This is a genomic window from Vibrio sp. HI00D65 (genome assembly GCF_001635455.1).
In the GTDB taxonomy this organism is placed as follows: domain Bacteria; phylum Pseudomonadota; class Gammaproteobacteria; order Enterobacterales; family Vibrionaceae; genus Vibrio.
The window spans coordinates 19,506-43,794 of the sequence record NZ_LWEH01000007.1; the positions used below are offsets into that span (position 1 = coordinate 19,506).

26 protein-coding genes are annotated in these 24,289 nt (G+C 45.3%); 3 read left to right on the forward strand and 23 right to left on the reverse strand.

From position 1 onward, the window contains the following. Positions 1-58 precede the first annotated feature (58 nt). The 23 genes from glmU to A3712_RS02425 all read right to left on the reverse strand — a co-directional run bounded on the left by glmU (position 59) and on the right by A3712_RS02425 (position 20,248). Positions 59-1,417, reverse strand: coding sequence for a bifunctional UDP-N-acetylglucosamine diphosphorylase/glucosamine-1-phosphate N-acetyltransferase GlmU (glmU, locus tag A3712_RS02320; RefSeq protein ID WP_063522120.1), 1,359 nt, complete (start codon positions 1,415-1,417; stop codon positions 59-61). 181 nt (positions 1,418-1,598) lie between these two features. Further along, positions 1,599-2,021, reverse strand: coding sequence for a F0F1 ATP synthase subunit epsilon (locus tag A3712_RS02325; RefSeq protein WP_004739296.1), 423 nt, complete (start codon positions 2,019-2,021; stop codon positions 1,599-1,601). 18 nt (positions 2,022-2,039) lie between these two features. Next, entirely contained in the window at positions 2,040-3,443 is a 1,404-nt protein-coding gene (gene atpD / locus A3712_RS02330; RefSeq protein WP_008221380.1) for a F0F1 ATP synthase subunit beta, read from the reverse strand. Positions 3,444-3,494: 51 nt separating this feature from the next. Then, complete coding sequence (atpG, locus tag A3712_RS02335; protein WP_004739293.1) at positions 3,495-4,361, reverse strand: F0F1 ATP synthase subunit gamma; 867 nt, start codon at positions 4,359-4,361, stop codon at positions 3,495-3,497. A 48-nt stretch (positions 4,362-4,409) separates the two neighbouring features. Continuing rightward, positions 4,410-5,951, reverse strand: coding sequence for a F0F1 ATP synthase subunit alpha (atpA, locus tag A3712_RS02340; protein WP_063522121.1), 1,542 nt, complete (start codon positions 5,949-5,951; stop codon positions 4,410-4,412). Positions 5,952-5,964: 13 nt separating this feature from the next. Next, positions 5,965-6,498, reverse strand: coding sequence for a F0F1 ATP synthase subunit delta (atpH, locus tag A3712_RS02345; RefSeq protein ID WP_004739291.1), 534 nt, complete (start codon positions 6,496-6,498; stop codon positions 5,965-5,967). Positions 6,499-6,513: 15 nt separating this feature from the next. Next, positions 6,514-6,984 (reverse strand): F0F1 ATP synthase subunit B, encoded by a 471-nt coding sequence (gene atpF / locus A3712_RS02350; RefSeq protein WP_032498590.1) that lies wholly within the window; start codon positions 6,982-6,984, stop codon positions 6,514-6,516. Between the two features lie 59 nt (positions 6,985-7,043). Continuing rightward, entirely contained in the window at positions 7,044-7,301 is a 258-nt protein-coding gene (gene atpE, locus A3712_RS02355; protein ID WP_004411110.1) for a F0F1 ATP synthase subunit C, read from the reverse strand. Between the two features lie 51 nt (positions 7,302-7,352). Further along, positions 7,353-8,150: a F0F1 ATP synthase subunit A gene (gene atpB / locus A3712_RS02360; RefSeq protein ID WP_004739289.1), complete on the reverse strand. Its 798-nt coding sequence runs from the start codon at positions 8,148-8,150 to the stop codon at positions 7,353-7,355. Between the two features lie 8 nt (positions 8,151-8,158). Then, complete coding sequence (locus A3712_RS02365) at positions 8,159-8,548, reverse strand: F0F1 ATP synthase subunit I (RefSeq protein ID WP_008221392.1); 390 nt, start codon at positions 8,546-8,548, stop codon at positions 8,159-8,161. A gap of 191 nt (positions 8,549-8,739) precedes the next feature. Beyond that, complete coding sequence (locus A3712_RS02370; protein WP_063522122.1) at positions 8,740-9,621, reverse strand: ParB/RepB/Spo0J family partition protein; 882 nt, start codon at positions 9,619-9,621, stop codon at positions 8,740-8,742. A 23-nt stretch (positions 9,622-9,644) separates the two neighbouring features. Further along, positions 9,645-10,418 (reverse strand): ParA family protein, encoded by a 774-nt coding sequence (locus A3712_RS02375; RefSeq protein WP_063522123.1) that lies wholly within the window; start codon positions 10,416-10,418, stop codon positions 9,645-9,647. 14 nt (positions 10,419-10,432) lie between these two features. Continuing rightward, positions 10,433-11,065 (reverse strand): 16S rRNA (guanine(527)-N(7))-methyltransferase RsmG, encoded by a 633-nt coding sequence (gene rsmG, locus A3712_RS02380; protein WP_063522124.1) that lies wholly within the window; start codon positions 11,063-11,065, stop codon positions 10,433-10,435. Beyond that, a complete protein-coding gene (gene mnmG, locus A3712_RS02385) occupies positions 11,065-12,960 on the reverse strand; it encodes a tRNA uridine-5-carboxymethylaminomethyl(34) synthesis enzyme MnmG (RefSeq protein WP_063522125.1) in 1,896 nt (631 codons plus the stop codon). Before mnmG ends, rsmG begins: the two co-directional genes overlap by 1 nt. A 482-nt stretch (positions 12,961-13,442) precedes the next feature. After that, positions 13,443-13,877: an FMN-binding protein MioC gene (gene mioC, locus A3712_RS02390; protein ID WP_063522126.1), complete on the reverse strand. Its 435-nt coding sequence runs from the start codon at positions 13,875-13,877 to the stop codon at positions 13,443-13,445. Between the two features lie 50 nt (positions 13,878-13,927). Continuing rightward, positions 13,928-15,289, reverse strand: coding sequence for a tRNA uridine-5-carboxymethylaminomethyl(34) synthesis GTPase MnmE (gene mnmE, locus A3712_RS02395; RefSeq protein WP_063522147.1), 1,362 nt, complete (start codon positions 15,287-15,289; stop codon positions 13,928-13,930). 129 nt (positions 15,290-15,418) lie between these two features. Then, positions 15,419-17,041 carry a membrane protein insertase YidC gene (gene yidC, locus A3712_RS02400; protein ID WP_063522127.1) on the reverse strand — a complete coding sequence of 541 codons (1,623 nt, stop codon included), beginning with the start codon at positions 17,039-17,041 and terminating at the stop codon, positions 15,419-15,421. 2 nt (positions 17,042-17,043) lie between these two features. Then, positions 17,044-17,301, reverse strand: a complete 258-nt coding sequence (yidD, locus tag A3712_RS26450) for a membrane protein insertion efficiency factor YidD (protein ID WP_004735802.1) — start codon at positions 17,299-17,301, stop codon at positions 17,044-17,046. Further along, on the reverse strand, positions 17,268-17,591 hold the full coding sequence (gene rnpA / locus A3712_RS02405; RefSeq protein ID WP_017055478.1) for a ribonuclease P protein component: 324 nt from the start codon (positions 17,589-17,591) through the stop codon (positions 17,268-17,270). The genes yidD and rnpA overlap by 34 nt, the downstream gene beginning before the upstream one ends. 45 nt (positions 17,592-17,636) lie before the next feature. Continuing rightward, on the reverse strand, positions 17,637-17,771 hold the full coding sequence (rpmH, locus tag A3712_RS02410; RefSeq protein ID WP_004735800.1) for a 50S ribosomal protein L34: 135 nt from the start codon (positions 17,769-17,771) through the stop codon (positions 17,637-17,639). A gap of 206 nt (positions 17,772-17,977) precedes the next feature. Next, a complete protein-coding gene (locus A3712_RS02415; RefSeq protein WP_063522128.1) occupies positions 17,978-18,715 on the reverse strand; it encodes an amino acid ABC transporter ATP-binding protein in 738 nt (245 codons plus the stop codon). Then, a complete protein-coding gene (locus A3712_RS02420; RefSeq protein WP_063522129.1) occupies positions 18,712-19,383 on the reverse strand; it encodes an amino acid ABC transporter permease in 672 nt (223 codons plus the stop codon). The genes A3712_RS02415 and A3712_RS02420 overlap by 4 nt, the downstream gene beginning before the upstream one ends. A gap of 115 nt (positions 19,384-19,498) precedes the next feature. Continuing rightward, entirely contained in the window at positions 19,499-20,248 is a 750-nt protein-coding gene (locus A3712_RS02425) for an amino acid ABC transporter substrate-binding protein (protein WP_063522130.1), read from the reverse strand. Positions 20,249-20,558: 310 nt separating this feature from the next. Between A3712_RS02425 and dnaA the strand changes: the two genes are divergently transcribed. The 3 genes from dnaA to recF all read left to right on the forward strand — a co-directional run bounded on the left by dnaA (position 20,559) and on the right by recF (position 24,285). Further along, complete coding sequence (gene dnaA, locus A3712_RS02430; protein WP_004739264.1) at positions 20,559-21,986, forward strand: chromosomal replication initiator protein DnaA; 1,428 nt, start codon at positions 20,559-20,561, stop codon at positions 21,984-21,986. 81 nt (positions 21,987-22,067) lie between these two features. Continuing rightward, the gene (dnaN, locus tag A3712_RS02435) at positions 22,068-23,168 is read left to right on the forward strand and encodes a DNA polymerase III subunit beta (protein ID WP_063522131.1); all 1,101 of its coding nucleotides are present in this window, start codon (positions 22,068-22,070) and stop codon (positions 23,166-23,168) included. Between the two features lie 37 nt (positions 23,169-23,205). Further along, positions 23,206-24,285, forward strand: a complete 1,080-nt coding sequence (gene recF / locus A3712_RS02440) for a DNA replication/repair protein RecF (protein ID WP_063522132.1) — start codon at positions 23,206-23,208, stop codon at positions 24,283-24,285. Positions 24,286-24,289: the final 4 nt, after the last annotated feature.

Here is a 24,289-nt window from a genome sequence, read left to right on the forward strand (position 1 = left end):
TAGCTTTATAGAAAAGCCAATAGCGGTCAACGCTACTGGCTTTGATAGGAGTTGAAGCTTATTTCTTCGTTGGGCGCTGCCAATCCGCAATCTTGCGCTCTTTAGCACGACTGATTACCAATTCATTTTCAGAAACATCACGTGTTACCGTTGAACCCGCTCCTACTGTCGCGCCATTGCCGATAGTAACAGGAGCGATTAATTGGCTATCAGAACCAACGAATACGTCATCGCCGATGATGGTCTTAAACTTGTTCGCACCATCGTAGTTACAAGTAATAGCACCAGCACCAACGTTAACACGCTGACCAATCTCAGCATCGCCTAAATATGTTAGGTGGTTCGCTTTAGAACCCTCACCAAGACGAGTGTTCTTCACTTCCACAAAGTTGCCAACGTGCGAATCATTACGCATGTCAGCACCTGGACGTAGGCGAGTAAATGGACCAACTGTACAGTCTTCACCAACAGTTGCACCTTCAATTACGCTGTATGGGCGAATAACCGTGTTATCATCAATTTCACAGTCCTTTAAAACACAGCCAGTGCCGATAATCACGTTATCACCAATACTTACACTGCCTTCAATAATAACGTTGGTGTCGATTTCAACATCCATACCACACTGCAGTTCGCCACGTAGCTCAAAGCGGCTAGGATCGCGTAACATAACACCCTGCTTCAACAGTTTGTCTGCTTGTTCAGCTTGGTAAGCACGCTCTAGACGAGCCAGTTGAGAGCGATCGTTCACACCTTCAACTTCAATTGGGCTAACTGGATGTACCGCTTCTACCGCACGACCTTCATCATGAGCTGCAGCAATAACGTCAGTCAGGTAGTATTCACCTTGCGCGTTGTCATTGCTCAGGCCTGACAACCAACGCTTAAGATCACCACCCGTCGCGACCATAACGCCGGTGTTGATCTCTTTGATAAGCTTCTGCTCATCCGTTGCATCTTTTTGTTCAACAATCGCCACAACTGGACCATTGCGACGAATAATACGGCCGTAACCCATTGGGTTATCCAGTACAACGGTAAGTAGTGCGATACCACCGTTTGGTTGAGCGTCTAATAGGTTTTCAATAGTTTCAGGCGAGATAAGAGGAACGTCACCATAAAGTACCAATACTTTCTCATCGTCAGCAAAGTGAGCTGATGCCTGATCAACCGCGTGACCTGTACCTAACTGCTCTGCTTGTAGTGCCCAATTTACCGATTCCTCAGCCAAAGTAGCCTTCATCTGGTCACCACCATGGCCGTAAACCAAGTGGATATTTTGAGCGCCTAGGCCATTACAGGTATCGATCACATGCTTCACCATTGGTTTGCCCGCAAGAGTATGCAGAACCTTTGGTGTGTTTGAGTACATGCGAGTACCTTTGCCCGCAGCAAGAATTACCGCGCTAAACTTCATTTTAAACCTATCCAACGTAATTTTTATTAAGCTGATATTGTAACCGTTTTGAGACAAAAACTTAAATTGTAATAACCATTTAATTGGTAGTGATACGTAAACGTATATTTATGAGAATGCAAAAAACAAAAAGGCGACCCTTAGGTCGCCTTTAGCTCAGAACCAATAATCTTATAAAAGATTAACGGCGCTGTTTTGTCAGTTCGATAACTCGTAACTGAGCAATGGCTTTAGCCAGTTCACCGGCCGCTTGTGCGAAGTCTATGTCGCCATGCTGATTTTGGATATTCTCCACAGCCTTGCGTTTAGCTTCTTCCGCCTTTGCTGCGTCTAGCTCTTCACCACGGATAGCTGTATCAGCCAGTACAGTCGCTGTACCAGGCTGAACTTCTACCATACCACCAGAAACATAAATGATTTCTTCGTGGCCGTGCTGCTTAACAATACGCACCATACCAGGCTTGATAGCGGTCAGCAGTGGAGTATGACCATGGAAAATACCAAGCTCACCCTCACTACCGGTCACCTGAAACGTCTCAACAAGACCAGAAAAAAGCTTTTTCTCTGCACTTACTACGTCTAGGTGAAAGGTTATTGCTGCCATATCGCCTCCTAGTTAGCCTTATAGCTTCTTAGCATTCTCAATAGCTTCGTCGATAGTACCGCAGTACATGAACGCTTGCTCTGGAATGTCATCGTATTCACCAGATAGTAGACCTTGGAAGCCACGTAGAGTCTCTTTTAGAGGTACGTAAACACCTGGGTCACCAGTAAATACTTCCGCTACGTGGTAAGGCTGAGTAAGGAACTTCTCAATCTTACGAGCACGGGATACTACTTGCTTATCTTCTTCAGATAGCTCGTCCATACCTAGGATAGCAATGATATCTTTCAGCTCTTTATAGCGCTGAAGTGTAGACTGAACACCACGAGCGATGTCGTAGTGCTCTTGTCCAACTACCAATGGATCCAGTTGGCGAGATGTAGAATCTAGCGGGTCGATCGCTGGGTATAGACCCATAGCTGCGATGTTACGGTTAAGTACAACCGTTGCATCCAAGTGCGCGAACGTTGTTGCTGGAGACGGGTCAGTCAAGTCATCCGCAGGTACGTATACCGCCTGTACAGACGTGATAGAACCTTGCTTAGTTGACGTGATACGCTCTTGTAGAACACCCATTTCTTCCGCAAGAGTAGGTTGGTAACCTACCGCAGAAGGCATACGGCCTAGAAGTGCTGATACCTCAGTACCTGCAAGCGTGTAACGGTAGATGTTATCTACGAATAGTAGAACGTCACGACCTTCGTCACGGAAACGCTCAGCCATTGTTAGACCAGTCAGTGCAACACGTAGACGGTTACCTGGTGGCTCGTTCATCTGACCGTAAACCATCGCTACTTTTGATTCTTCAGGGTTTTCAACGTTTACAACGCCTGCTTCCTGCATCTCAAAGTAGAAATCGTTACCTTCACGAGTACGCTCACCTACACCTGCAAATACAGATAGACCAGAGTGCTGAAGTGCGATGTTGTTGATAAGTTCCATCATGTTAACGGTCTTACCTACACCTGCACCACCGAATAGACCGATTTTACCACCCTTAGCGAATGGACAAACCAAGTCGATTACCTTAACACCCGTCTCTAGAAGAGCTGTCTCGTTAGACTGTTCTTCGTAGCTTGGAGCTTCACGGTGAATTGCATAGTGCTCTTCTGCACCGATTTCACCACACTCATCAATCGCGTCACCTAGAACGTTCATGATACGACCTAAGGTCTTAGTACCTACTGGTACTGAGATTGGAGCGCCAGTATTTTCTACTGTCAAACCACGACGTAAACCATCAGAGCTACCCATTACGATTGCGCGAACTACGCCACCGCCAAGTTGTTGCTGAACTTCAAGAACTAGACGCTCTTTCACTTCATTAACATTCAGAGCATCGTATACACGAGGTACTTCGCCCTGTGGGAACTCTACGTCGACTACCGCACCGATGATCTGTACGATCTTACCTGTAGCCATCGTTAATCCTCTAACTATTTAGTTTTACCTAAGCTTAAAACGAATAAGCGATTAAACCGCTGCTGCACCTGAAACGATTTCAGAAAGTTCTTGTGTAATAGCCGCTTGACGCGCCTTGTTGTACACAAGCTCTAAATCATCGATTAGGTCGCTAGCGTTGTCGGTTGCAGCTTTCATTGCAATCATTCGAGCCGCTTGCTCACAAGCAAGGTTCTCTACCACACCTTGGTACACTTGAGATTCGACATAACGAACCAATAGTGCATCTAGTAGTGGCTTTGGCTCAGGCTCATAAATGTAGTCCCAAGCATGATCGCGCTGCATGTCTTCGCTATCTGATTTAGGCAAAGGAAGTAATTGATCGATCGTTGGTTCTTGTACCATAGTGTTTTCAAACTTGTTGAACACTACGAATAGGCGATCCAATTCACCTTCATCATATTTCTTTAGCATTACGCTTACAGAGCCGATTAAGTCTTCAAGGCTTGGGCTATCGCCTAGACCAGAAACTTGAGCTGCTACTTTCGCGCCGCTGTTGTTGAAAAATGCTGTTGCTTTTGAACCGATAATTGCCAGTTCAACTTCAGCACCTTTCTCAGACCAGTCTTTCATGTCTAACATAGCTTTCTTGAACAAGTTAATGTTCAAGCCGCCACATAGACCACGGTCTGTAGAAACGATGATGTAACCAACACGTTTGGCTTCACGTTCCTCAAGATAAGGATGCTTATACTCAAGGCTACCGTTAGCCAAATGACCGATCACTTTACGCATTGTTTCTGCATATGGACGAGTAGCTTCCATTGCGTCTTGAGAACGACGCATTTTTGAAGCTGCTACCATTTCCATTGCTTTCGTAATCTTCTGTGTGCTTTTAACACTACCGATTTTATTACGTATCTCTTTTGCGCCGGCCATCGTTACTCTCCGTTAATGGTATGAGGTGACCCGAAGGCCACCCACCAATTACCAGGTCTGGGTTGCTTTGAAATCGTCAACAAGCTTCTTCAGCTCAGCTTCGATATCATTGTTGTAAGCACCCGTTGTGTCGATCTGTGTAGCTAGATCGCCATATTGACCGCGAGCAAACGATAGTAAAGCAGCTTCAAAATCTAACAGCTTATCAAGCGCTACATCTTGAAGGTAACCACGCTCTGCAGCGAAGATTACAAGTGCTTGGTCAAATACAGACATAGGAGCGTATTGCTTCTGCTTCATTAGCTCTGTAACTTTTTGACCATGGTCTAGCTGCTTCTTAGTCGCTTCATCAAGGTCAGACGAGAACTGTGCGAATGCCGCTAGTTCACGGTACTGTGCTAGAGCTGTACGGATACCGCCAGATAGCTTCTTGATGATTTTAGTCTGCGCTGAACCACCTACACGAGATACTGAGATACCAGGGTCAACAGCTGGACGTACGCCTGCGTTGAATAGCTCAGTTTGTAGGAAGATCTGACCATCGGTAATCGAGATTACGTTCGTCGGTACGAATGCAGATACGTCACCAGCTTGCGTTTCAATGATAGGAAGAGCAGTTAAAGAACCAGTCTTGCCTTTCACTTCACCGTTAGTGAATGTTTCTACGTAGTGTTCGCTTACACGAGCAGCACGCTCTAGTAGACGAGAGTGAAGGTAGAAAACATCACCTGGGAATGCTTCACGACCTGGTGGACGCTTAAGTAGTAGCGAGATCTGACGGTAAGCTACGGCTTGCTTAGATAAATCATCATAAACAATCAGTGCATCTTCACCGCGATCACGGAAGTATTCACCCATCGCACAACCTGCGTATGGCGCTAGGTATTGTAGCGCTGCAGATTCAGAAGCAGATGCAACAACAACAATAGTGTTAGCTAGCGCGCCGTGCTCTTCTAGTTTGCGAACTACGTTAGCGATAGTCGATGCTTTCTGACCGATTGCTACGTAGATAGAGAAAATACCAGAATCTTTTTGGTTAATAATCGCATCGATCGCCATCGCTGTTTTACCAGTTTGACGGTCACCGATTACTAGCTCACGTTGACCACGACCGATTGGGATCATTGAGTCAACAGACTTGTAACCAGTTTGTACAGGTTGATCTACCGATTTACGGTCGATTACACCTGGTGCAATTACTTCTACAGGCGAAGTTAGTTTCGCTTCGATAGGACCTTTACCATCAATTGGCTCACCTAGTGTGTTTACAACACGACCAAGTAGTTCTGGACCTACTGGCACTTCAAGAATGCGGCCAGTACCTGTAACTTTCATGCCTTCCTGTAGGTCAGCATATGGGCCCATTACAACAGCACCAACCGAATCACGGTTCAAGTTAAGTGCTAGCGCGTAACGGCCACCCGGTAGTTCAATCATTTCACCTTGCATCACGTCCGCTAGGCCGTGAATGCTAAGGATGCCATCGCTTACCGAAACGATAGTACCTTCATTGCGAGCTTCACTAACAACGTCGAAAGATTCAATACGTTGTTTAATTAGATCGCTAATTTCAGTGGAATTAAGTTGCATGCTCCAATCCCCATTAAGACTGCAATGCATCGCTCAGGCGGTCTAGTCGACCACGCGCTGAGTTATCGATGACTAGGTCTCCGGCTCGAATAATAACTCCGCTAAGCAGAGTCTCATCTATACTGCAATTCAGCTGTACTTTGCGCGCTAGGCGCTGTTCCAATTTGCTGCTGATATCTGCGCGTTGTTCTTCCGAAAGTTCAACCGCTGAAGTCACTTCAACGTCGATCTCTTTCTCGTGCTCTTGTTTGAGCAATAAGAACTCTTTGCAAACATCAGGAAAAGCCATTAATCGGCCATTCTCTGCCATCACTTTTATCAAGTTCTGGCCGAATTCATCAAATTGTTCGCCACAAACTGCAATGAATACTTCCGCTAATTTTTCAGCAGTTAGAGAACTGCTTAGTAGATTGTGGATATCATTGTTTTGTGCCACTTCGGCAGCAAAAGAGAGCATTTGACTCCATTGGTCAAGCTCACCTTTTTCTACCGCAAAGTCAAAAGCTGCTTTAGCATAGGGGCGTGCGATTGTTGTCAAATCAGACATATACAGCCCCTTGCTTTAAAGTTTTGCAGTAATGTTGTCAAGAAGGTCTTTGTGTACGTCTTTATCGATCGTACGCTCAAGGATCTTCTCAGCACCAGCTATAGCCAGAGTTGCGACTTGTTTGCGCAGGTCATCACGGGCACGTGTGCGCTCAGCTTCAAGTTCTGCTTCAGCTTGCGCTAAGATTTTCTGGCGTTCTGCCTGAGCTTCTTCGCGAGCTTCATCAATAATTTGAGCTTTACGTTTGTTTGCCTGTTCAATAACCTCAGTTGCAGTGCGCTTTGCTTCTTTCATTTGCTCAGAAGCGTTGGCTTGTGCCAGGTTCAAGTCTTTAGCAGCGCGCTCAGCGGCTACTAGACCGTCAGCAATTTTCTTCTGACGCTCTTCAATTGCTTGCATGATTGGTGGCCATACATATTTCATGCAGAACCAAACAAACAGTGAAAAAGCAATTGCTTGACCCAGCAGAGTTGCGTTCATATTCACAACAGCTACCCCTCGTTAAGAATCAACTACAAAAATTTAATTAACTATTAGAGAGTTAATTAGCCTGCTAGTTGACCAACAAATGGGTTAGCAAACGTGAATAGTAGTGCGATTACGATACCGATCATTGGAACAGCATCCAGTAGACCAGCGATGATGAACATCTTAACTTGTAGCATAGGAGCCATTTCAGGTTGACGCGCAGCGCCTTCTAGGAATTTACCACCAAGAATAGCAAAACCAATTGCAGTACCTACGGCACAAAGACCAACAATAATAGCAACAGCGATTGCTGAAAAACTTAGTACAGTTTCCATTTACGTTCTCCGATTAACATTAATAGTTAGAATAAAGCTTAAAAATTTTTTTTAGTGATCACTATCTTCGTGAGCCATTGATAAGTAAACAATTGTCAACATCATGAAAACAAATGCTTGAATCAAAATAACCAAGATATGGAAGATAGCCCAAGGTAGTGCACCTACCCATTGTAAGTACCACGGTAGCATTGCCGCGATAAGAATAAACACCACCTCACCCGCAAACATATTACCAAATAAACGCATACCTAGAGATAGTGGCTTCGCCAGAAGCGAAATTACCTCAAGTACCAAGTTAAATGGAATCATGATTGGGTGATTAAATGGATGCAGTGCCAATTCCTTAGCAAATCCACCCAAGCCTTTTACTTTGATGCTGTAGTAGATCATCAGAGCAAAAACACCTAGAGCCATTGCCATGGTTATATTTACATCAGCTGTAGGAACCACTTTCAAGTAAGGGATACCTAACCAATGCTCTGCAGGATATGGTAAGAAATCGATTGGCACTAAGTCCATCAAGTTCATTAAAATAATCCAGCAGAATATAGTCAGTGCTAATGGGGCAATCAGCGGGTTGCGGCCATGGAAAGTTTCTTTAACGTTGTCGCCAACGAATTCCACTACCATTTCTACAAAACACTGAAGCTTACCAGGTACACCTACTGTTGCTTTCTTAGCGACTGAGCGAAAAACCCAAAGGAATAACATCCCTGTCAACACCGAAAAAAACAGACTGTCTATATGTACGTTCCAGAAACTTGTCTCCTCTACAAAACCTAACTTAGCTAAAGATAGATTCTGTAAGTGGTGTTCAATGTATCCGGATGCTGTTGCCGCAGCCATAACTCGTCCTATTTCTTATTGTTAATGAAAAGCACTGGCGCAAAGATATTAATACCAAGAACCAGTAAATAGGTCAGTTTGAGGGGAATTAACTCCACCTGCATATACATGTAGACAATAGAGAATAGTAGAACTGTGATTAGGATTTTTAGCGCTTCGCCAGCATAGAAAGACGCCGCAACTAACTTAGTCGCGCGAGCTCCACAAAAAAGGAAAGCACACACACAAAAAACCACATTCGCGATGACAAAAATGCCGCCACCGATTAATGCAGCAAAACCCCAGTCAGGATTAACAGCTAAACCTAACCCTATCGCCACTAATATAACCGCGCTAAGCTCGATCAATAACATTTGCTTTGCAAGCACTCGTCCTGGTCTTGCTAACGCCGCTACCATGTATTCGTTCCTCTTTAAGCCCACTTTACCACTCGCTAAAAAGCGTGCTGAGAAATTGGCGAAAATTATACGTTCAGCCAAATCGATTGCAATAAGAACGCTGCAATCATTTACATTTTTGCATACAAACCGACAACTTTTGTACGAAATTACTTGTTTATTACATAATTGACCTAAATCAATTATCTCATTTAGTACTCTAACTTAGCAATAAGTTGCTCTAATTTGTGAGGCTCATCAAGAGTAATTGTCACTTTTGACTTGCCGCTAACAGAACGAGTAACTGAAACGTTTGCTTGCAATTTTTCCGTGAGTCTTCGCGAAAGTTCGATAGCTTCTGTGTCTTCAGGCTTAGATTCAGGCTCAACGTCTGGTTTTAAACACTTTTTGACTAGTTGTTCAGTTTGGCGCACGGTCATGCTTTTGGTCGCCGCAGTGTTCGCTGCCTCAACCTGGGTATCGCCTTCAAGCGCAAGCAGTGCTCGTGCATGCCCCATTTCCAGTTGTTTGTTGGAAACTAAACCTTTTACTTCATTTTCGAGCTGATTGAGACGTAATAAGTTACTAACCGTTGCTCTCGATTTACCAATCACATCAGCGACTTGCTGGTGCGTCAGTTCAAATTCGTTCTGTAAGCGCTCTAGCGCTTGTGCTTCTTCGATAACATTCAGGTCTTCACGCTGAATATTCTCGATTAACGCCATCGCAATCGCGGCTTTGTCTTCAACTCGCTTGATAAGACACGGCACTTGCTTAAGGCCCGCTTGACGAGCCGCTCTCCAACGACGCTCACCCGCAATAATCTCATACTGATCTTGCGCTAATGGACGTACAACGATTGGCTGGATGATACCTTGAGATTGAATTGAAGACGCCAGCTCTTCTAGCGCTTCAGGCGCGATATCTTTACGCGGTTGATAAACACCTGGCTTCAAGCTACCAACAGCCAATTCTGTTAGCTCTCCATCAGCCGATAACGCCTGACTATGAGAAGCGACTTGCTGTTTTTCACGAGCCAATGAGCTAGTTGCAAGCAGTGCATCTAGCCCTTTTCCTAAACCACGCTTAGACATTGAGCGAATTCCTTTGGTTAGACCTATACTGGGACTTCTTCACGACGCAACATTTCGCCTGCAAGGGCAAGATATGCCTTAGCACCAGCGGAATATTTGTCGTAGTACATTGCTGGTTTGCCGTGACTAGGCGCTTCAGCAAGACGTACATTTCTAGGGATCACGGTTCGGTAGACTTTGCTACCGAAGTGTTTTTTGAGTTGATCTGATACTTCGTTTGATAAGCGGTTGCGAGGATCATACATAGTACGCAGAAGACCTTCGATCTTCAGGTTCTCGTTAACCACCGCCGCAAGCTTACTTATGGTATCCATCAACGCAGTCAAACCTTCAAGAGCAAAGTATTCACATTGCATTGGAACTAATACGGAATCGGCAGCTGCCATGGCATTAATTGTAAGAAGGTTTAATGAGGGCGGGCAATCAATGAAGATGAAATCATAATCATCACGAATGGATGCAAGTGCATTTTTAAGGCGAACTTCGCGCGCGAACACTTCCATTAGCTTGATTTCTGCCGCAGTAACATCACCGTTTGCGGCGATGAGGTCATAATTGCCAGATGTACTCCGGCAAACTACCTCATCAAATGGGGTGTCTTCAACCAACAAATCGTAAGCAGTTGCTTCAACCTGATATTTGTCGACACCGCTCGCCATAGTGGCATTACCTTGGGGATCGAGGTCAACAACCAATATCTTGCGTTTAGTTGCCGCCATTGATGCTGCTAAATTAATGCAAGTTGTTGTTTTTCCTACGCCACCCTTCTGGTTGGCAATTGCTACGATTCTACCCACTATGGCCTCGCTGATTATCCCTGACGCGATAAAGTTACTAGATGACGCTCTCCGTCAAGCTCTGGCACTCGCAAAGCTTTGATATCTGTCACTGAACACCATTCAGGTAACAGGTCAATTTCGTCTCTAGGATTTTGTCCCTTAAGAGCCAAAAATACACCGGATTGCTCTTTAGGTAAATGGTGACACCACTCTACCATGTCTGTCATTGATGCAAATGCGCGACTGAGCACTGCATCAAACTTTTCTTCAGGTTGAAACTCTTCAACACGGCTTTGAACCGGCACAACGTTGTCTATGCTTAACTCATGAACTACCTGTTTAATAAAACGAATACGCTTACCTAAGCTATCTAGCAAGTAAAACTCGCAGTCTGGGTTCATGATTGAGAGCGGAATCCCAGGTAAGCCTGGTCCGGTACCCACATCGATAAAGCGCTTACCCTGTAAGTGAGTGCTAACAATGATGCTATCTAAGATATGTTTCACCATCATTTCTAATGGGTCACGAACCGAAGTCAGGTTGTAAGCCTTATTCCATTTGTTGAGTAATTCAACGTAGCCAACCAGCTGTCTACGTTGTTTTTCAGATACTTCTAGGTCGGTCTGGCCAATCAGGTGATCCAGTTTTTCGCGTAATACGCTCATTATGCTTCCTCACCTTTTTTCAACAGGCCGTGTTTTTTCAAGTAAACCAGTAGAATTGAAATTGCCGCAGGTGTAATACCCGAAATACGAGAGGCAATACCAATTGAATCCGGTTTAGCGTTAGTTAGTTTTAGAACCACTTCGTTAGAAAGCCCTTTTACCTGGCTGTAATCAATATCAGCAGGCAGTTTGGTGTTTTCATGACGCAGTGATTTTTCAATTTCGTCTTGTTGACGCTGAATGTAGCCTTCGTACTTCACTTGGATCTCAACTTGCTCAGCCGCTTGTTGATCTTCCAGTGCAGGAGAAAAACGATCCAGAGCCGTCAGCTGTGAATAAGTCATTTCAGGACGACGCAGAAGATCTTCACCGCTCGCTTCACGAGACATTGGTGTTTTTAGGAACTGGTTCAGCGCACCAATATCTTCAGACTTTGGATTAATCCAAGTCTCTTTTAGACGTTGACGTTCTTTCTCCATGTTGTCCATCTTCTCGTTGAATCGAGCCCAACGTGCATCATCAACCAAACCAAGTTCACGAGATTTTTCTGTCAGACGGATATCGGCGTTGTCTTCACGAAGCAATAGACGGTATTCCGCACGAGACGTAAACATACGGTACGGTTCTTTGGTGCCCATGGTTGATAGGTCATCGATAAGAACGCCCATGTAAGCTTGGTCACGACGTGGGCTCCAGCCTTCTTTGCCTTGAGTAAACAAGCTTGCGTTCAAACCAGCCATCAGGCCTTGCGCAGCAGCTTCTTCATAACCGGTTGTACCGTTGATTTGACCAGCAAAGAACAGACCTTTAATAAACTTCGTTTCGTAAGTCAGTTTTAGGTCGCGTGGATCGAAGAAATCATACTCAATCGCGTAGCCAGGGCGCACGATGTGAGCATTTTCGAAGCCCTTCATTGAGCGAACAATTTGAACCTGTACGTCAAACGGCAGACTAGTAGAGATACCATTCGGGTATAACTCATGTGTCGTAAGGCCTTCAGGCTCAATAAAAATTTGGTGGCTGTTCTTATCAGCAAAACGCATCACTTTGTCTTCAATCGAAGGACAGTAGCGAGGACCAATACCCTCAATCACGCCAGCGTACATCGGGCTACGGTCAAGGTTGGCACGAATCACATCATGCGTATTTTCATTGGTGTGCGTGATGTAACATGGGATTTGGCGTGGCTGTTGTGCTCGGCTGCCCATGAATGAGAAAACCGGTGTTGGGTTATCACCGTGTTGAACCTCAAGCTCAGAAAAATCAACACTACGCGCATCGATACGAGGAGGCGTGCCGGTTTTCAGGCGATCAACTCTAAATGGAAGATCACGAAGACGGTCAGCTAAAGCGATCGATGGAGGATCACCAGCACGACCACCAGAAGAACTTTCCATACCAATATGGATCTTACCGCCTAGGAATGTACCCACAGTCAATACCACAGCATTAGCACGGAACTTAAGGCCCATTTGGGTTACCACACCGACTACTTGATCCTGTTCAACGATCAGGTCATCAACCGATTGTTGGAACAAGGTTAGGTTTGGTGTGTTTTCAAGAACATTACGGACAAAGGCTTTGTAAAGCGCTCGGTCTGCTTGAGCGCGAGTTGCACGAACCGCAGGACCTTTTGACGCGTTTAGTGTTCTGAACTGAATACCTGCATGATCAATGGCTTGTGCCATCAAACCACCCATTGCATCGACCTCTTTCACCAAGTGGCCCTTACCGATACCACCGATAGCTGGGTTACAAGACATTTGTCCCAAGGTATCGATATTATGAGTAAGTAATAACGTACTTTGACCAGTACGTGCAGATGCGAGTGCGGCTTCCGTTCCTGCATGGCCGCCACCAACAACGATGACGTCAAATTTTTCGTGATAAAGCATGAACCGACCTCAGGTATTCAAACGTTTTCTAGACTGATAAAAAGGAGCGATATTCTACCTGTTTTCATGGCTTGAGAAAACGTTTTTGGAATTTTTCGATTAAGCTATTTTTAATTAATATAGATAAGATCTTTAAAGAGATCTTTTATTGGATCTATTATTAGGATCGAATTGATCTGTGGATAAGTCTAAAATGATCAATGAGATCATAGATCTTTTTTGGATCAAATGGTGTGATCTAACTTTGATCAGGATGAGGATTAGCTGGGATCAAAATGGCTACTTATTCACAGGGAGAAATGGATCTAAAACTTGTTATTTGGATAACTATAGGTTAATCACCGAATATATATGATCTTATCCACAACAGATCTTGAAAATAAATGGCTAATTTTTAGCTTTTACCCAAAAAAGTTATTCACAATCTCGATATTCAGGCACAAAAAAAGCGGCAAAAGCCGCTTTTTTAAGAGAAGAGAGCGTTAAAATTGGCCACTATGATCGTTAAACCACTGTTCAGCGGCGTCTTCAGGGACCGGAGTCTCCAAAACATCGATGGTAAAACAGTCAGAAATCGCCTGTCCGCCAAATTTTGTTAATAACTCATGAGCGGTTTGGCCTGCTGCGCAGAAGGTGTCGTAGCTTGAATCACCAATGGCAATGACTGCAAAGCGAACCTTATCGAGTTGAGGTGCGTGTTCTGTCAGCTCGGTAATGAATGGCTTGATATTGTCAGGGAATTCACCAGCGCCATGGGTCGAGGTCACCACTAACCATAAGCCTTGCTGAGGAATATCATTGTATTCAGGCTGGTTGTGTAGCGTTATCTCATGGCCTTGTTCTTCTAGAAGATCATTAAGGTGATCGCCAACGTATTCAGCGCCACCTAAGGTGCTACCTGTAATAATGTGGATCATTAAGCTGTCCTTACTAAAGAAAAAGACCGGCATCAGCCAGCCTTCTTGGGTTATTTACCAATACAGAATGAAGAGAAGATACGGCCCAAGAGATCGTCTGAGCTGAACTCGCCTGTGATCTCATTAAGGTGTTGCTGAGTGATACGAAGCTCTTCCGCTAAGATTTCCCCCGCCATGTAGCCTTCAAGTTGCTGCTGGCCAATATCGAGGTGCTCAGAGGCACGTTCAAGCGCATCTAAGTGACGACGGCGGGCCATAAAGCCACCCTCATGACCACCAGCAAAGCCCATACACTCTTTTAGATGACTGCGCAGGGCATCCACGCCTTGACCTGTTTTTGCGGACAAGCGAATCAGAGTTGGATCGTTTACGTGACAAATCCCGAGTTCTTCATTGGTTTGATCCGCTTTGTTACGAATAACGGTCATACCAATGTTATCTGGTAAACGATCAACGAAATCTGGCCAGATATCTTTCGGGTCAGTGGCATCGGTTGTGGTGCCATCCACCATAAACAGGACTCGGTCTGCTTGAGCTATTTCTTCCCAAGCGCGCTCAATACCGATTTTTTCGACTTCATCAGACGCATCACGCAGGCCCGCGGTATCGATAATATGCAGTGGCATACCATCAATATGGATGTGTTCTCGCAGTACATCACGTGTGGTACCAGCAATATCAGTCACGATTGCCGACTCTTTGCCTGACAGCGCGTTCAGTAGGCTAGATTTACCGGCATTTGGGCGACCAGCGATCACCACTTTCATGCCTTCACGCATGATGGCACCTTGGTTGGCTTCTTGGCGTACTGCCTCTAGGTTGTCGATGATAGCCTGTAAGTCAGCACTTACTTTACCGTCTGCCAGAAAGTCGATTTCTTCTTCTGGGAAGTCGATAGCTGCTTCAACATAGATACGCAGGTGAATCAGTGAATCGACTAGGGTGTTAATGCGTTTTGAGAACTCACCTTGAAGAGATTGCAGTGCGGATTTAGCCGCTTCTTCTGAGCTTGCATCAATCAAGTCTGCAATCGCTTCAGCTTGGGTCAAGTCCATCTTGTCGTTCAAGAACGCACGCTCAGAGAACTCACCAGGACGAGCTGCGCGTACACCTGAGATGCCTAGGATGCGCTTGATGAGCATATCCATAACCACTGGGCCACCGTGACCTTGCAGCTCTAGAACGTCTTCACCGGTAAAAGAGTGCGGGTTAGGAAAGTAGAGCGCGATACCTTGGTCGAGCTCGATGCCATCGGCAGATTTAAAAGGTAGGTACTCAGCGTAGCGAGGCTTAAGTGCTTTTCCCGTTACTTCTAGGGCAACCTGAGTCGCTAATGGGCCGGAAACGCGGATAATACCGACGCCACCACGGCCTGGCGCAGTCGCTTGAGCAACAATCGTATCTGTAGTCATAGTTGTGCCTGCTAGCATGTGAACGCCAAAAGGGGCATTCACGATTAATCAATTAGCTGAATTGTAATCAGCTAAAAACAAAAAGGCGACCTTTTGGTCGCCTTTCTTTAGCTCTTTCTATTATCGAACTTACTTAGAATGTAAGCCTTTCTTTTCCAGCGCGCGGTAGATAAGCGTTTGCTGAATCAGAGTTACGATGTTCGATACTAGCCAGTAAAGAACCAGACCTGAAGGGAAGAACAGGAAGAAGAAAGTGAACATAACCGGCATAAATGTCATGATCTTCTGCTGCATTGGATCCGTTACTGTTGTTGGGCTCATCTTCTGGATTAGGAACATTGAAGCACCCATCAGAAGTGGCAAGATGTAGTATGGGTCTTGCGCTGAAAGGTCAGTAATCCAACCGAAGAACGGTGAGTGACGCAGTTCAACAGACTCCATTAGTGCCCAGTATAGCGAAATGAAGATAGGCATTTGCAGGACGATAGGTAAACAGCCACCAAGTGGGTTTACTTTCTCTTTCTTGTACAACTCCATCATTTCTTGGCTCATGCGTTGACGGTCGTCGCCGATACGTTCACGCATTGCAGTCAGCTTAGGCTGAAGCATACGCATTTTCGCCATAGACGTGTACTGAGCTTTCGTTAGTGGGTACATAGCACCACGAACGATGAAAGTTAGGATGATGATTGCCACCCCCCAGTTCGATACGAAGCCTTGGATGAACGAAAGCAGAGTATGAAGTGGTTTAGCAATGAACCATAGCCAGCCGTAATCTACTACCAAGTCCAGGTTTGGTGCAGTTGCTGCCATTTGGTCTTGAAGTTTAGGACCAACCCAAAGTGTTGCTTTAAAGCTTGCTTCGTCACCGTTTGCGATGGTTTTGTTCGGCATACGAACACCGATGTCGCCTAGGTTACCGATTACACGAGTGTAAAGGTTGCTGCCTGCTTCGTCGCGTGGGATCCAAGCACTTGCAAAGTAGTGTTGAATCATTGCTGCCCAACCTTGACCGTTTGCTAGGTTAAGAGACAGGTTGCGATCTTGCATGTCATCGAAGCTGTATTTTTTGTAACGCGTATCTTCCGTAGAGTAAGCACCACCACGGTAAGTTGGCATTGTTAGGCTACCGCCGTCATCCATAACGTTTTGACGTAGATGAGCGTACATACCTAATGTCGCGTTGTTGCCAGAGTTGTTGACTACATCGTATTCAACGTCAATCGCGTAGCTGCCGCGCTTAAGGATGAATGTTTTTGTGTAATTTAGGCCGTTCGCTTGGTAAGTCATTGGTATGCGTAGTTCATCCTGACCGTCAGCCAGCGTAAAGCTGTCTGCTGAAACCGTGTAGCTAGGGCGGTTTGTGCTGCTAAGGTCGATACCTTGAGGACCAACTAGACCGCTTTGAGCGATAAATTGGTGGCCTGGTTCATTCTTAAGAAGAACAAAGCTCTCTTTAGAATCGTACTCAGCTGAATAATCATTTAGGTTTGCTTTCACAACATCACCACCAACCGTATCAATTGACAGAGTCAGTACATCAGTGGTCACTGTGATAGTTTTTACAGAAGAAGCAACTTGACCAGGAGCCGGATCTAGATCATCTGCATAAGATGGCGCTGGTAGGGTGCTGCCAGATTGTGCCTGCTCAACCGCTTGTGGGGCTGGATTCTTAGCTACATTCCATTGTTGGAAAAGTAGGAAAGAAACCAAAGCCAATGCGATTAACAGGATATTACGTTGAGAATCCATCGTTATTTATCTCTGTCTTGTTTTTGGACTGGTGGAACGGGGTCAAAGCCCCCTTCGTTCAAAGGATGGCATTTTAATAGACGTTTGCCTGATAACCAACACCCTTTTACAAAACCGTGAGCTTTCAACGCTTCTATCGCATATAAAGAGCAGGTTGGAGTAAATCGGCAGCGTGGGCCGATGAGTGGACTAATAAACCATCTATAAAAATAGATGGGTATTAGCGCTATCCACGCGAAGGGCGAGACAGGCGAAGCCATAATTTGTCGAGTAGTTTGAACATTTCTTCATTGCTTAAATCTTGCGCGCTCTTCTTAGCGATTACAACAAAATCTTTGTTAGGAAGTTTGTGCTGAGTGTTACGAAAGCTTTCACGAGTAAGACGCTTGAATCGATTACGACCCACGGCAGTTTTAATCTGTTTTTTCGGAACGGCTAATCCAAGGCGAGGATTTGAAAGAGAGTTATTTCGAGCAATGATGGTGAAATGAGGAGAGCCAGCTCGATGAGCTTGCTTGAAGACATTTTGATAATGTTCGGGAGTTAACAAGCGTAACTCCCGACCGAAGGCTAGCTTATTCAAAATAATCAAAGATTACTTAGAAAGACGCTTACGGCCTTTTGCACGACGTGCATTGATTGTTGCGCGACCGTTCTTAGTAGCCATGCGAGCACGGAAACCGTGAGTACGCTTACGCTTTAGAACTGTAGGTTGAAAAGTGCGTTTCATTGTAATTACCTTACTGATCAGTAGTTTTAGGTTTTTGTTAAACCCGGCGTGGGCATTTTTTCTCTTCTTTATATAAGAAAGGAAAACCGACGCCTCTCAACAAAGAGGCGGAATTGTAATCACTGTCACAAAAAGTGTCAATGATTGGGTTAACTAAAATTCCGGTCGGGGGATTATACGTAGAATAACTAAAATCACAAGGATCCTTAGTCGATCCCAACCTTATTTAGGAATTTTTTTAATTTAGGATCTTGTGGATTACCAAAAATATCCTGTGGAGATCCCTGCTCGATAATATGACCGTCAGCCATGAAGATCACTCGGTCTGCAACCTCTCTAGCGAACTGCATTTCATGGGTAACCACCAGCATGGTTTGATGTTGGTTTGCCAATTTTTTCATTAGGTTAAGTACTTCGCCAACCCATTCAGGATCCAGCGCAGAAGTTGGTTCATCAAACAGTAAAAGCTCTGGTTGGAGTGCCATTGCACGGCCAATACCAACACGTTGCTGCTGACCGCCAGAAAGCGCTGCTGGGTAGCTGTCTGCTTTGTCACCTAGGCCGATATCATCAAGTATTTGTTGTGCTTTTTCATAGGCTTGCTGCTTCTTCCAACCACGCACTGTAATCAAACCTTCAGCAATGTTCTGCTTGGCGGTTTGGTGAGCAAATAGGGCATAGTTTTGGAAAACAAAGCCAGTCTTACGTCGCAGTGCTAGCACCTCTGCTTTGGTATGCTTTTGGGCATCGACTTTGATGTCATCAATCGAGATCGTGCCTTGGTCGGCTTGCTCGAGAAAGTTCACACAGCGCAGTAGTGTCGACTTACCTGTACCACTCGAACCTATGATAACAATTATTTCACCTTGCTTGATTTCTAGGTCGATCCCTTTGAGAACTTCGGTGTCACCAAAGTGCTTGTGGATATTTTGTAATTTGATCATCGTACGTATGCCTTATTCAGTTTCACTTCGGCCCAGATTTGAATACGAGTGAGGATAATCACCACGCCCCAGTAAATAAGAGCAACCGCCAAGAAAGCCTCGAAGAAACGGAAGCTTGAAGATGCCTCCATTTGAGCCTTAGCCATAATCTCAGCCACGCCTAGCGTAAAGGCAAGTGAGGTCGATTTGATCATATCGATGAAGTAGTTCATCAGAGAAGGTAAAGCGACACGGGTCGCTTGCGGCAAGATCACTCGACGCATCGCTTGGCTCGTCGTCATACCTACCGAAAGGCTCGCTTCCATCTGGTTGCGATCAATACCGATAATCGCGGCGCGAATACTCTCTGCCATGTAAGCGGCAAAGTGTAGGGTTAAGCCAATGACTGCAGCACTGAATGCATCTAAACCAACCATCCACGGGAATACCTGAGGTAAGCCGTAATAAAGGAGGAACAGCTGAACCAGAAGTGGGGTGCCACGGAAGAAGCTAATATAAAGCTGGCTGAGTTGGTCAAGTACTGGGATTTTGAACACACGAATGTTTGCCAGTATCACAGACAGGATCAGAGCAAAGAACAAGCCCCAAATCGCCATCTCCATGGTGGTGCCGAGATACTTCAACAGTATCGGTAGCAGCTCTAGCATGTAGTTAAAATCAAATCCCATAATCTATCTCGTATTTTTATTGGAAGCCGCGTGATATCAAACGTTTTTATCAGTGATATAAAAGCAAAAGCCCACCGCTGTATAAAGCAGTGGGCCTTGAATGGAGAGTGAGTGATTACTTCTGAGTAATGTCCGCACCAAACCATTTCTGAGAGATACTTTCTAGCGTACCATCTTCGCGCATTGCTGCTAATGCTTCGTTTACTTCGGCTTGTAGTTTCTTACCGTTATCGTTGTCTACGAAAGGCCAAGCATTTTCAATCGTTTCGAATGGCTGACCTGCTAGCTGTAATGGTAGACCAGTCTTCTTGATAAGCTCTAGTGCAGATAAGCGATCCATAATGAATGCATCGGCACGGCCAAGAGCGACATCGTGTTCAATACCTGTGTCGTAGGTTTTTACGTTGATCTTGCCATCTTTATCGTAGCTGCGTAGCAGTTGTTCGAAGTTTGAGCCTAGGTTTACCGCAACAGTTTTGCCTGCAAGGTCTTCGATACCTTTAATGCTGTCATTACCCTTACGAACGGTAATTTGAGCGCCGTCTACTACGTATGGGTCTGCGAATAGGTATTTCGCTTTACGTGCATCCGTCATTGTAATTTGGTTAGAAATGGTATCGATTCGACCCGTTTCAAGAAGACCAAACAGACCAGAGAAGTTCGCTGTTACGTATTCAACCTTGTAGTCGTTACGTTTACCTATCTCATCCCATAAATCCACTTCAAAACCTTGTAGTTGGTCTTGCTTAACGAAAGTAAATGGAAAGTAGCGACCAGACATGCCGACTTTAACTTCAGTCGCAGCTTGAACAGTAGCAGCAGAGAGTGCGATAGCCGCAATTGCAGCCTTAATCCAGTTATTCATTTGGTAACTCCTTATATTTATGGGATTGGATGTTACTGGTAAATTGCTCGATAGAATAAATAACCAGATGTTATTAACCATAACTAGATTGCATTCTCGTTTTGGGGATAACTAGCAAGGATCCGGGCATAAGTGGATCGTTGTGTGAGTAAATTTGGGGCAAGATGTGCGGATCCGCCGGTTAATTACAAATTTATTGTGAATAACTTGGATCTTATTCACTGGATCTGTGATCAATTGCTGGTGATCTGACTTATCAACAGGTAAAATTAGCAGTCATTTCATATTACTTAAATAGAGTGGGGGCACCGTGTCATCTTCGCTTTGGTTGCAGTGTTTGCAACAGCTTCAAGAAGAGTTACCAGCTACAGAATTCAGTATGTGGGTTCGTCCGTTACAAGCGGAGCTCAATGACAATACTCTAACTCTATTTGCACCGAACCGTTTCGTACTCGATTGGGTTCGTGATAAGTACTTAAATAGCATTAACCGTCTGCTGCAAGAATATTGCGGCAACGATATTCCGCATCTGCATTTTGAAGTAGGCAGCAAGCGTGTATCGGCACCAAAGCCAGCAGCGCCTGCATCGGCTCCTGCGCCAACTCGCACTGCTGCAGATGTAGCGGCAGAGTCGTCGGCGCCTGCACAGCTGCAAGCTCGTAAGCCTGTTCATAACACATGGCGCGATGAAGAGCCTGTGGATGTGGACATCAACCACCGTTCAAACGTCAACCCTAAACACAAGTTCAATAACTTCGTTGAGGGTAAGTCGAACCAACTTGGTTTGGCTGCAGCACGTCAGGTGGCAGATAACCCAGGCGCGGCATACAACCCACTATTTTTATACGGTGGTACCGGCCTAGGTAAAACTCACTTGTTGCACGCGGTCGGTAATGCCATTGTTGATGGCAAACCGAATGCAAAAGTGGTGTACATGCACTCTGAGCGTTTTGTTCAGGATATGGTTAAAGCGCTACAAAATAACGCGATCGAAGAATTCAAACGCTACTACCGTAGTGTTGACGCACTGCTTATCGATGACATTCAATTCTTCGCTAATAAAGAGCGCTCTCAAGAAGAGTTCTTCCATACCTTTAATGCGCTGCTTGAAGGCAACCAACAGATCATCCTAACGTCTGACCGTTATCCAAAAGAGATCAACGGCGTAGAAGATCGTCTTAAATCTCGTTTCGGTTGGGGTTTGACGGTTGCGATCGAGCCACCAGAGCTTGAGACGCGTGTTGCGATCTTAATGAAGAAAGCAGAAGACCATCAAATTCATCTTGCAGATGAAGTGGCTTTCTTTATTGCTAAGCGTCTACGCTCTAACGTTCGTGAGCTAGAAGGTGCACTGAACCGTGTAATCGCGAATGCGAACTTCACTGGCCGCCCAATCACAATCGATTTCGTGCGCGAAGCGCTACGTGATCTACTGGCACTGCAAGAGAAGCTGGTTACTATCGATAATATTCAGAAGACCGTTGCTGAGTACTACAAAATCAAAGTGGCTGACCTGCTGTCTAAGCGTCGTTCTCGTTCTGTTGCTCGCCCACGTCAACTGGCGATGGCACTGGCGAAAGAGCTGACTAACCACAGCTTGCCTGAGATTGGCGACGCATTTGGTGGTCGTGACCACACTACAGTACTGCACGCTTGCCGTAAGATTGCTCAGCTGCGTGAAGAGAGCCACGACATTAAAGAAGATTATTCGAACTTGATTCGTACCCTTTCTTCTTAATACACAGTATTCTTAACCTTAATAAGCAGAATTTTGGTCACGCACCTATGCTGCGTGCCATTTAGACCGTAAGAGCAAGATATGAAATTTACCATTGAACGTAGTCATCTGATTAAGCCGTTACAACAAGTGTCTGGCGCGCTAGGTGGCAGGCCAACACTTCCAATTCTAGGAAACCTACTGATTAAGGTAGAAGATAACGTGTTGTCGATGACAGCAACGGACCTAGAAGTTGAATTGATCAGCCGTGTAACGCTTGAAGGTGATTTCGAAGCCGGCAGCATCACAGTACCTTCTCGTAAATTCCTAGATATCTGCCGTGGTTTACCTGATAGCTCAGTGATCACTGTGGTATTGGATGGCGACCGCGTTCAAGTACGCTCTGGGCGTAGCCGTTTCTCATTGGCAACCTTGCCTGCGGCCGATTTCCCTAATATAGAAGACTGGAGCAGCGAAGTTGAAGTGTCTGTGACGCAAGCTGAACTGCGTGGTCTTATCGAAAAAACTCAATTCTCAATGGCGAACCAAGACGTTCGTTATTACCTCAACGGTATGTTGTTTGAGATTGAAGGCTCGACTCTACGCAGTGTGGCGACCGATGGTCACCGTATGGCGGTATCTCAAGCGCAGCTTGGTGCTGATTTTGCTCAAAAGCAGATCATTGTTCCTCGTAAAGGTGTGCAAGAGCTAGTGAAGCTATTGGATGCACCTGAACAACCAGTAACGCTGCAAATTGGTAACTCAAACGTGCGTGCTGAAGTGAACAACTATGTCTTTACTTCGAAGCTAGTTGATGGTCGTTTCCCTGATTATCGCCGCGTAATGCCGCAAAATACCACCAAGACACTAGAAGCGGGCTGTGATGAATTGCGTTCAGCGTTCTCTCGTGCAGCGATTCTATCGAATGAAAAATTCCGTGGTGTTCGCGTGAACCTTGCAGATAGCGAGATGCGCATTACTGCTAACAACCCAGAACAAGAAGAAGCCGAAGAGATGCTAGACGTGACTTATGATGGTGACGCGCTAGAGATCGGCTTCAACGTAAGCTATGTACTTGATGTATTGAATACACTGCGTTGTGAACAGGTTCGTATCTCAATGTCAGACGCGAACGCGAGTGCCTTGATTGAAAATGCACAAGATGACAGCGCAATGTACGTTGTTATGCCAATCCGTCTATAGAGTTGGTGCTATCGTTAATGATTAATATGATGACGCTATGCCGCTTTCTCGTCTAATCGTTCAGCAGTTTAGAAATATTGAAGCCTGTGACATTCAACCGTCATCAGGCTTTAACTTTCTTATAGGGCCTAATGGAAGCGGTAAAACCAGTATCCTTGAAGCGGTATATCTGCTCGGCCACGGTCGCTCATTTAAGAGTTCCCTAACGGGACGCATCATAAAAAATGAGTGTAGCGAACTGTTTGTGCACGGCCGTTTTATGACCTCGGATCAATTTGAGCTGCCAATTGGCATTAATAAGCAGCGCGATGGCACAACAGAGGTTAAAATAAGCGGTCAAACTGGGCAAAAACTCGCGCAGTTAGCGCAAGTCTTACCTTTGCAGTTGATTCACCCGGAAGGGTTTGATTTACTGACAGATGGACCTAAGCATCGCCGCGCATTCATTGATTGGGGAGTCTTCCACAGTGAGTCGGGTTTCTATGATGCATGGGGCAGGGTAAAGCGCCTCAATAAGCAGCGAAATGCCTTATTGAAAACGGCAACCCACTATCGAGATCTTAGCTACTGGGACCAAGAACTGGCCCGTTTAGCGGAAAGCATCAGTGAGTGGCGTGCCACCTACGTCAATCAGCTCAAAGAAGTCGCCGAAGAGATCTGCGCGACCTTCCTACCTGAGTTTGAGATAAAGATTAACTATTATCGTGGCTGGGACAAAGACACCCCATACGCCGAGATATTAGAGAAGAATTTTGAAAGGGATCAGCAGCTTGGTTACACCTTTAGTGGGCCAAACAAAGCAGACCTGAAGATAAAAGTGAACGGCACTCCAGTGGAAGATGTCTTGTCACGAGGTCAATTGAAGTTGATGGTGTGTGCGTTGCGAGTAGCACAAGGGCAACACCTCACTCAAATGACAGGTAAGCAGTGTATCTATTTAATAGATGACTTCGCTTCCGAATTAGATAGCCAACGCCGCGCACGTCTTGCTGAGTGTTTAAAGGCGACCGAGGCTCAAGTTTTTGTAAGCTCTATTACCGCTGATCAGATTGCAGATATGCATGATGAAAATAGCAGGATGTTTCATGTGGAACATGGCAAAATAGAGCAAGGATAATTAG

Coding starts and splice junctions, on each gene's coding strand:
- A3712_RS02415 (WP_063522128.1), bottom strand. CDS start 18,715: ATGATCAAATTACAAAATATCCACAAGCACTTTGGTGACACCGAAGTT.
- mnmE (WP_063522147.1), bottom strand. CDS start 15,289: ATGACTACAGATACGATTGTTGCTCAAGCGACTGCGCCAGGCCGTGGT.
- atpH (WP_004739291.1), bottom strand. CDS start 6,498: ATGTCTGATTTGACAACAATCGCACGCCCCTATGCTAAAGCAGCTTTT.
- rpmH (WP_004735800.1), bottom strand. CDS start 17,771: ATGAAACGCACTTTTCAACCTACAGTTCTAAAGCGTAAGCGTACTCAC.
- glmU (WP_063522120.1), bottom strand. CDS start 1,417: ATGAAGTTTAGCGCGGTAATTCTTGCTGCGGGCAAAGGTACTCGCATG.
- atpB (WP_004739289.1), bottom strand. CDS start 8,150: ATGGCTGCGGCAACAGCATCCGGATACATTGAACACCACTTACAGAAT.
- recF (WP_063522132.1), top strand. CDS start 23,206: ATGCCGCTTTCTCGTCTAATCGTTCAGCAGTTTAGAAATATTGAAGCC.
- dnaN (WP_063522131.1), top strand. CDS start 22,068: ATGAAATTTACCATTGAACGTAGTCATCTGATTAAGCCGTTACAACAA.
- A3712_RS02425 (WP_063522130.1), bottom strand. CDS start 20,248: ATGAATAACTGGATTAAGGCTGCAATTGCGGCTATCGCACTCTCTGCT.
- yidC (WP_063522127.1), bottom strand. CDS start 17,041: ATGGATTCTCAACGTAATATCCTGTTAATCGCATTGGCTTTGGTTTCT.
- mnmG (WP_063522125.1), bottom strand. CDS start 12,960: ATGCTTTATCACGAAAAATTTGACGTCATCGTTGTTGGTGGCGGCCAT.
- atpE (WP_004411110.1), bottom strand. CDS start 7,301: ATGGAAACTGTACTAAGTTTTTCAGCAATCGCTGTTGCTATTATTGTT.
- atpA (WP_063522121.1), bottom strand. CDS start 5,951: ATGCAACTTAATTCCACTGAAATTAGCGATCTAATTAAACAACGTATT.
- A3712_RS02420 (WP_063522129.1), bottom strand. CDS start 19,383: ATGGGATTTGATTTTAACTACATGCTAGAGCTGCTACCGATACTGTTG.
- atpD (WP_008221380.1), bottom strand. CDS start 3,443: ATGGCTACAGGTAAGATCGTACAGATCATCGGTGCGGTAGTCGACGTA.
- A3712_RS02365 (WP_008221392.1), bottom strand. CDS start 8,548: ATGGTAGCGGCGTTAGCAAGACCAGGACGAGTGCTTGCAAAGCAAATG.
- rsmG (WP_063522124.1), bottom strand. CDS start 11,065: ATGAGCGTATTACGCGAAAAACTGGATCACCTGATTGGCCAGACCGAC.
- atpG (WP_004739293.1), bottom strand. CDS start 4,361: ATGGCCGGCGCAAAAGAGATACGTAATAAAATCGGTAGTGTTAAAAGC.
- yidD (WP_004735802.1), bottom strand. CDS start 17,301: ATGGCTTCGCCTGTCTCGCCCTTCGCGTGGATAGCGCTAATACCCATC.
- A3712_RS02325 (WP_004739296.1), bottom strand. CDS start 2,021: ATGGCAGCAATAACCTTTCACCTAGACGTAGTAAGTGCAGAGAAAAAG.
- mioC (WP_063522126.1), bottom strand. CDS start 13,877: ATGATCCACATTATTACAGGTAGCACCTTAGGTGGCGCTGAATACGTT.
- A3712_RS02370 (WP_063522122.1), bottom strand. CDS start 9,621: ATGTCTAAGCGTGGTTTAGGAAAAGGGCTAGATGCACTGCTTGCAACT.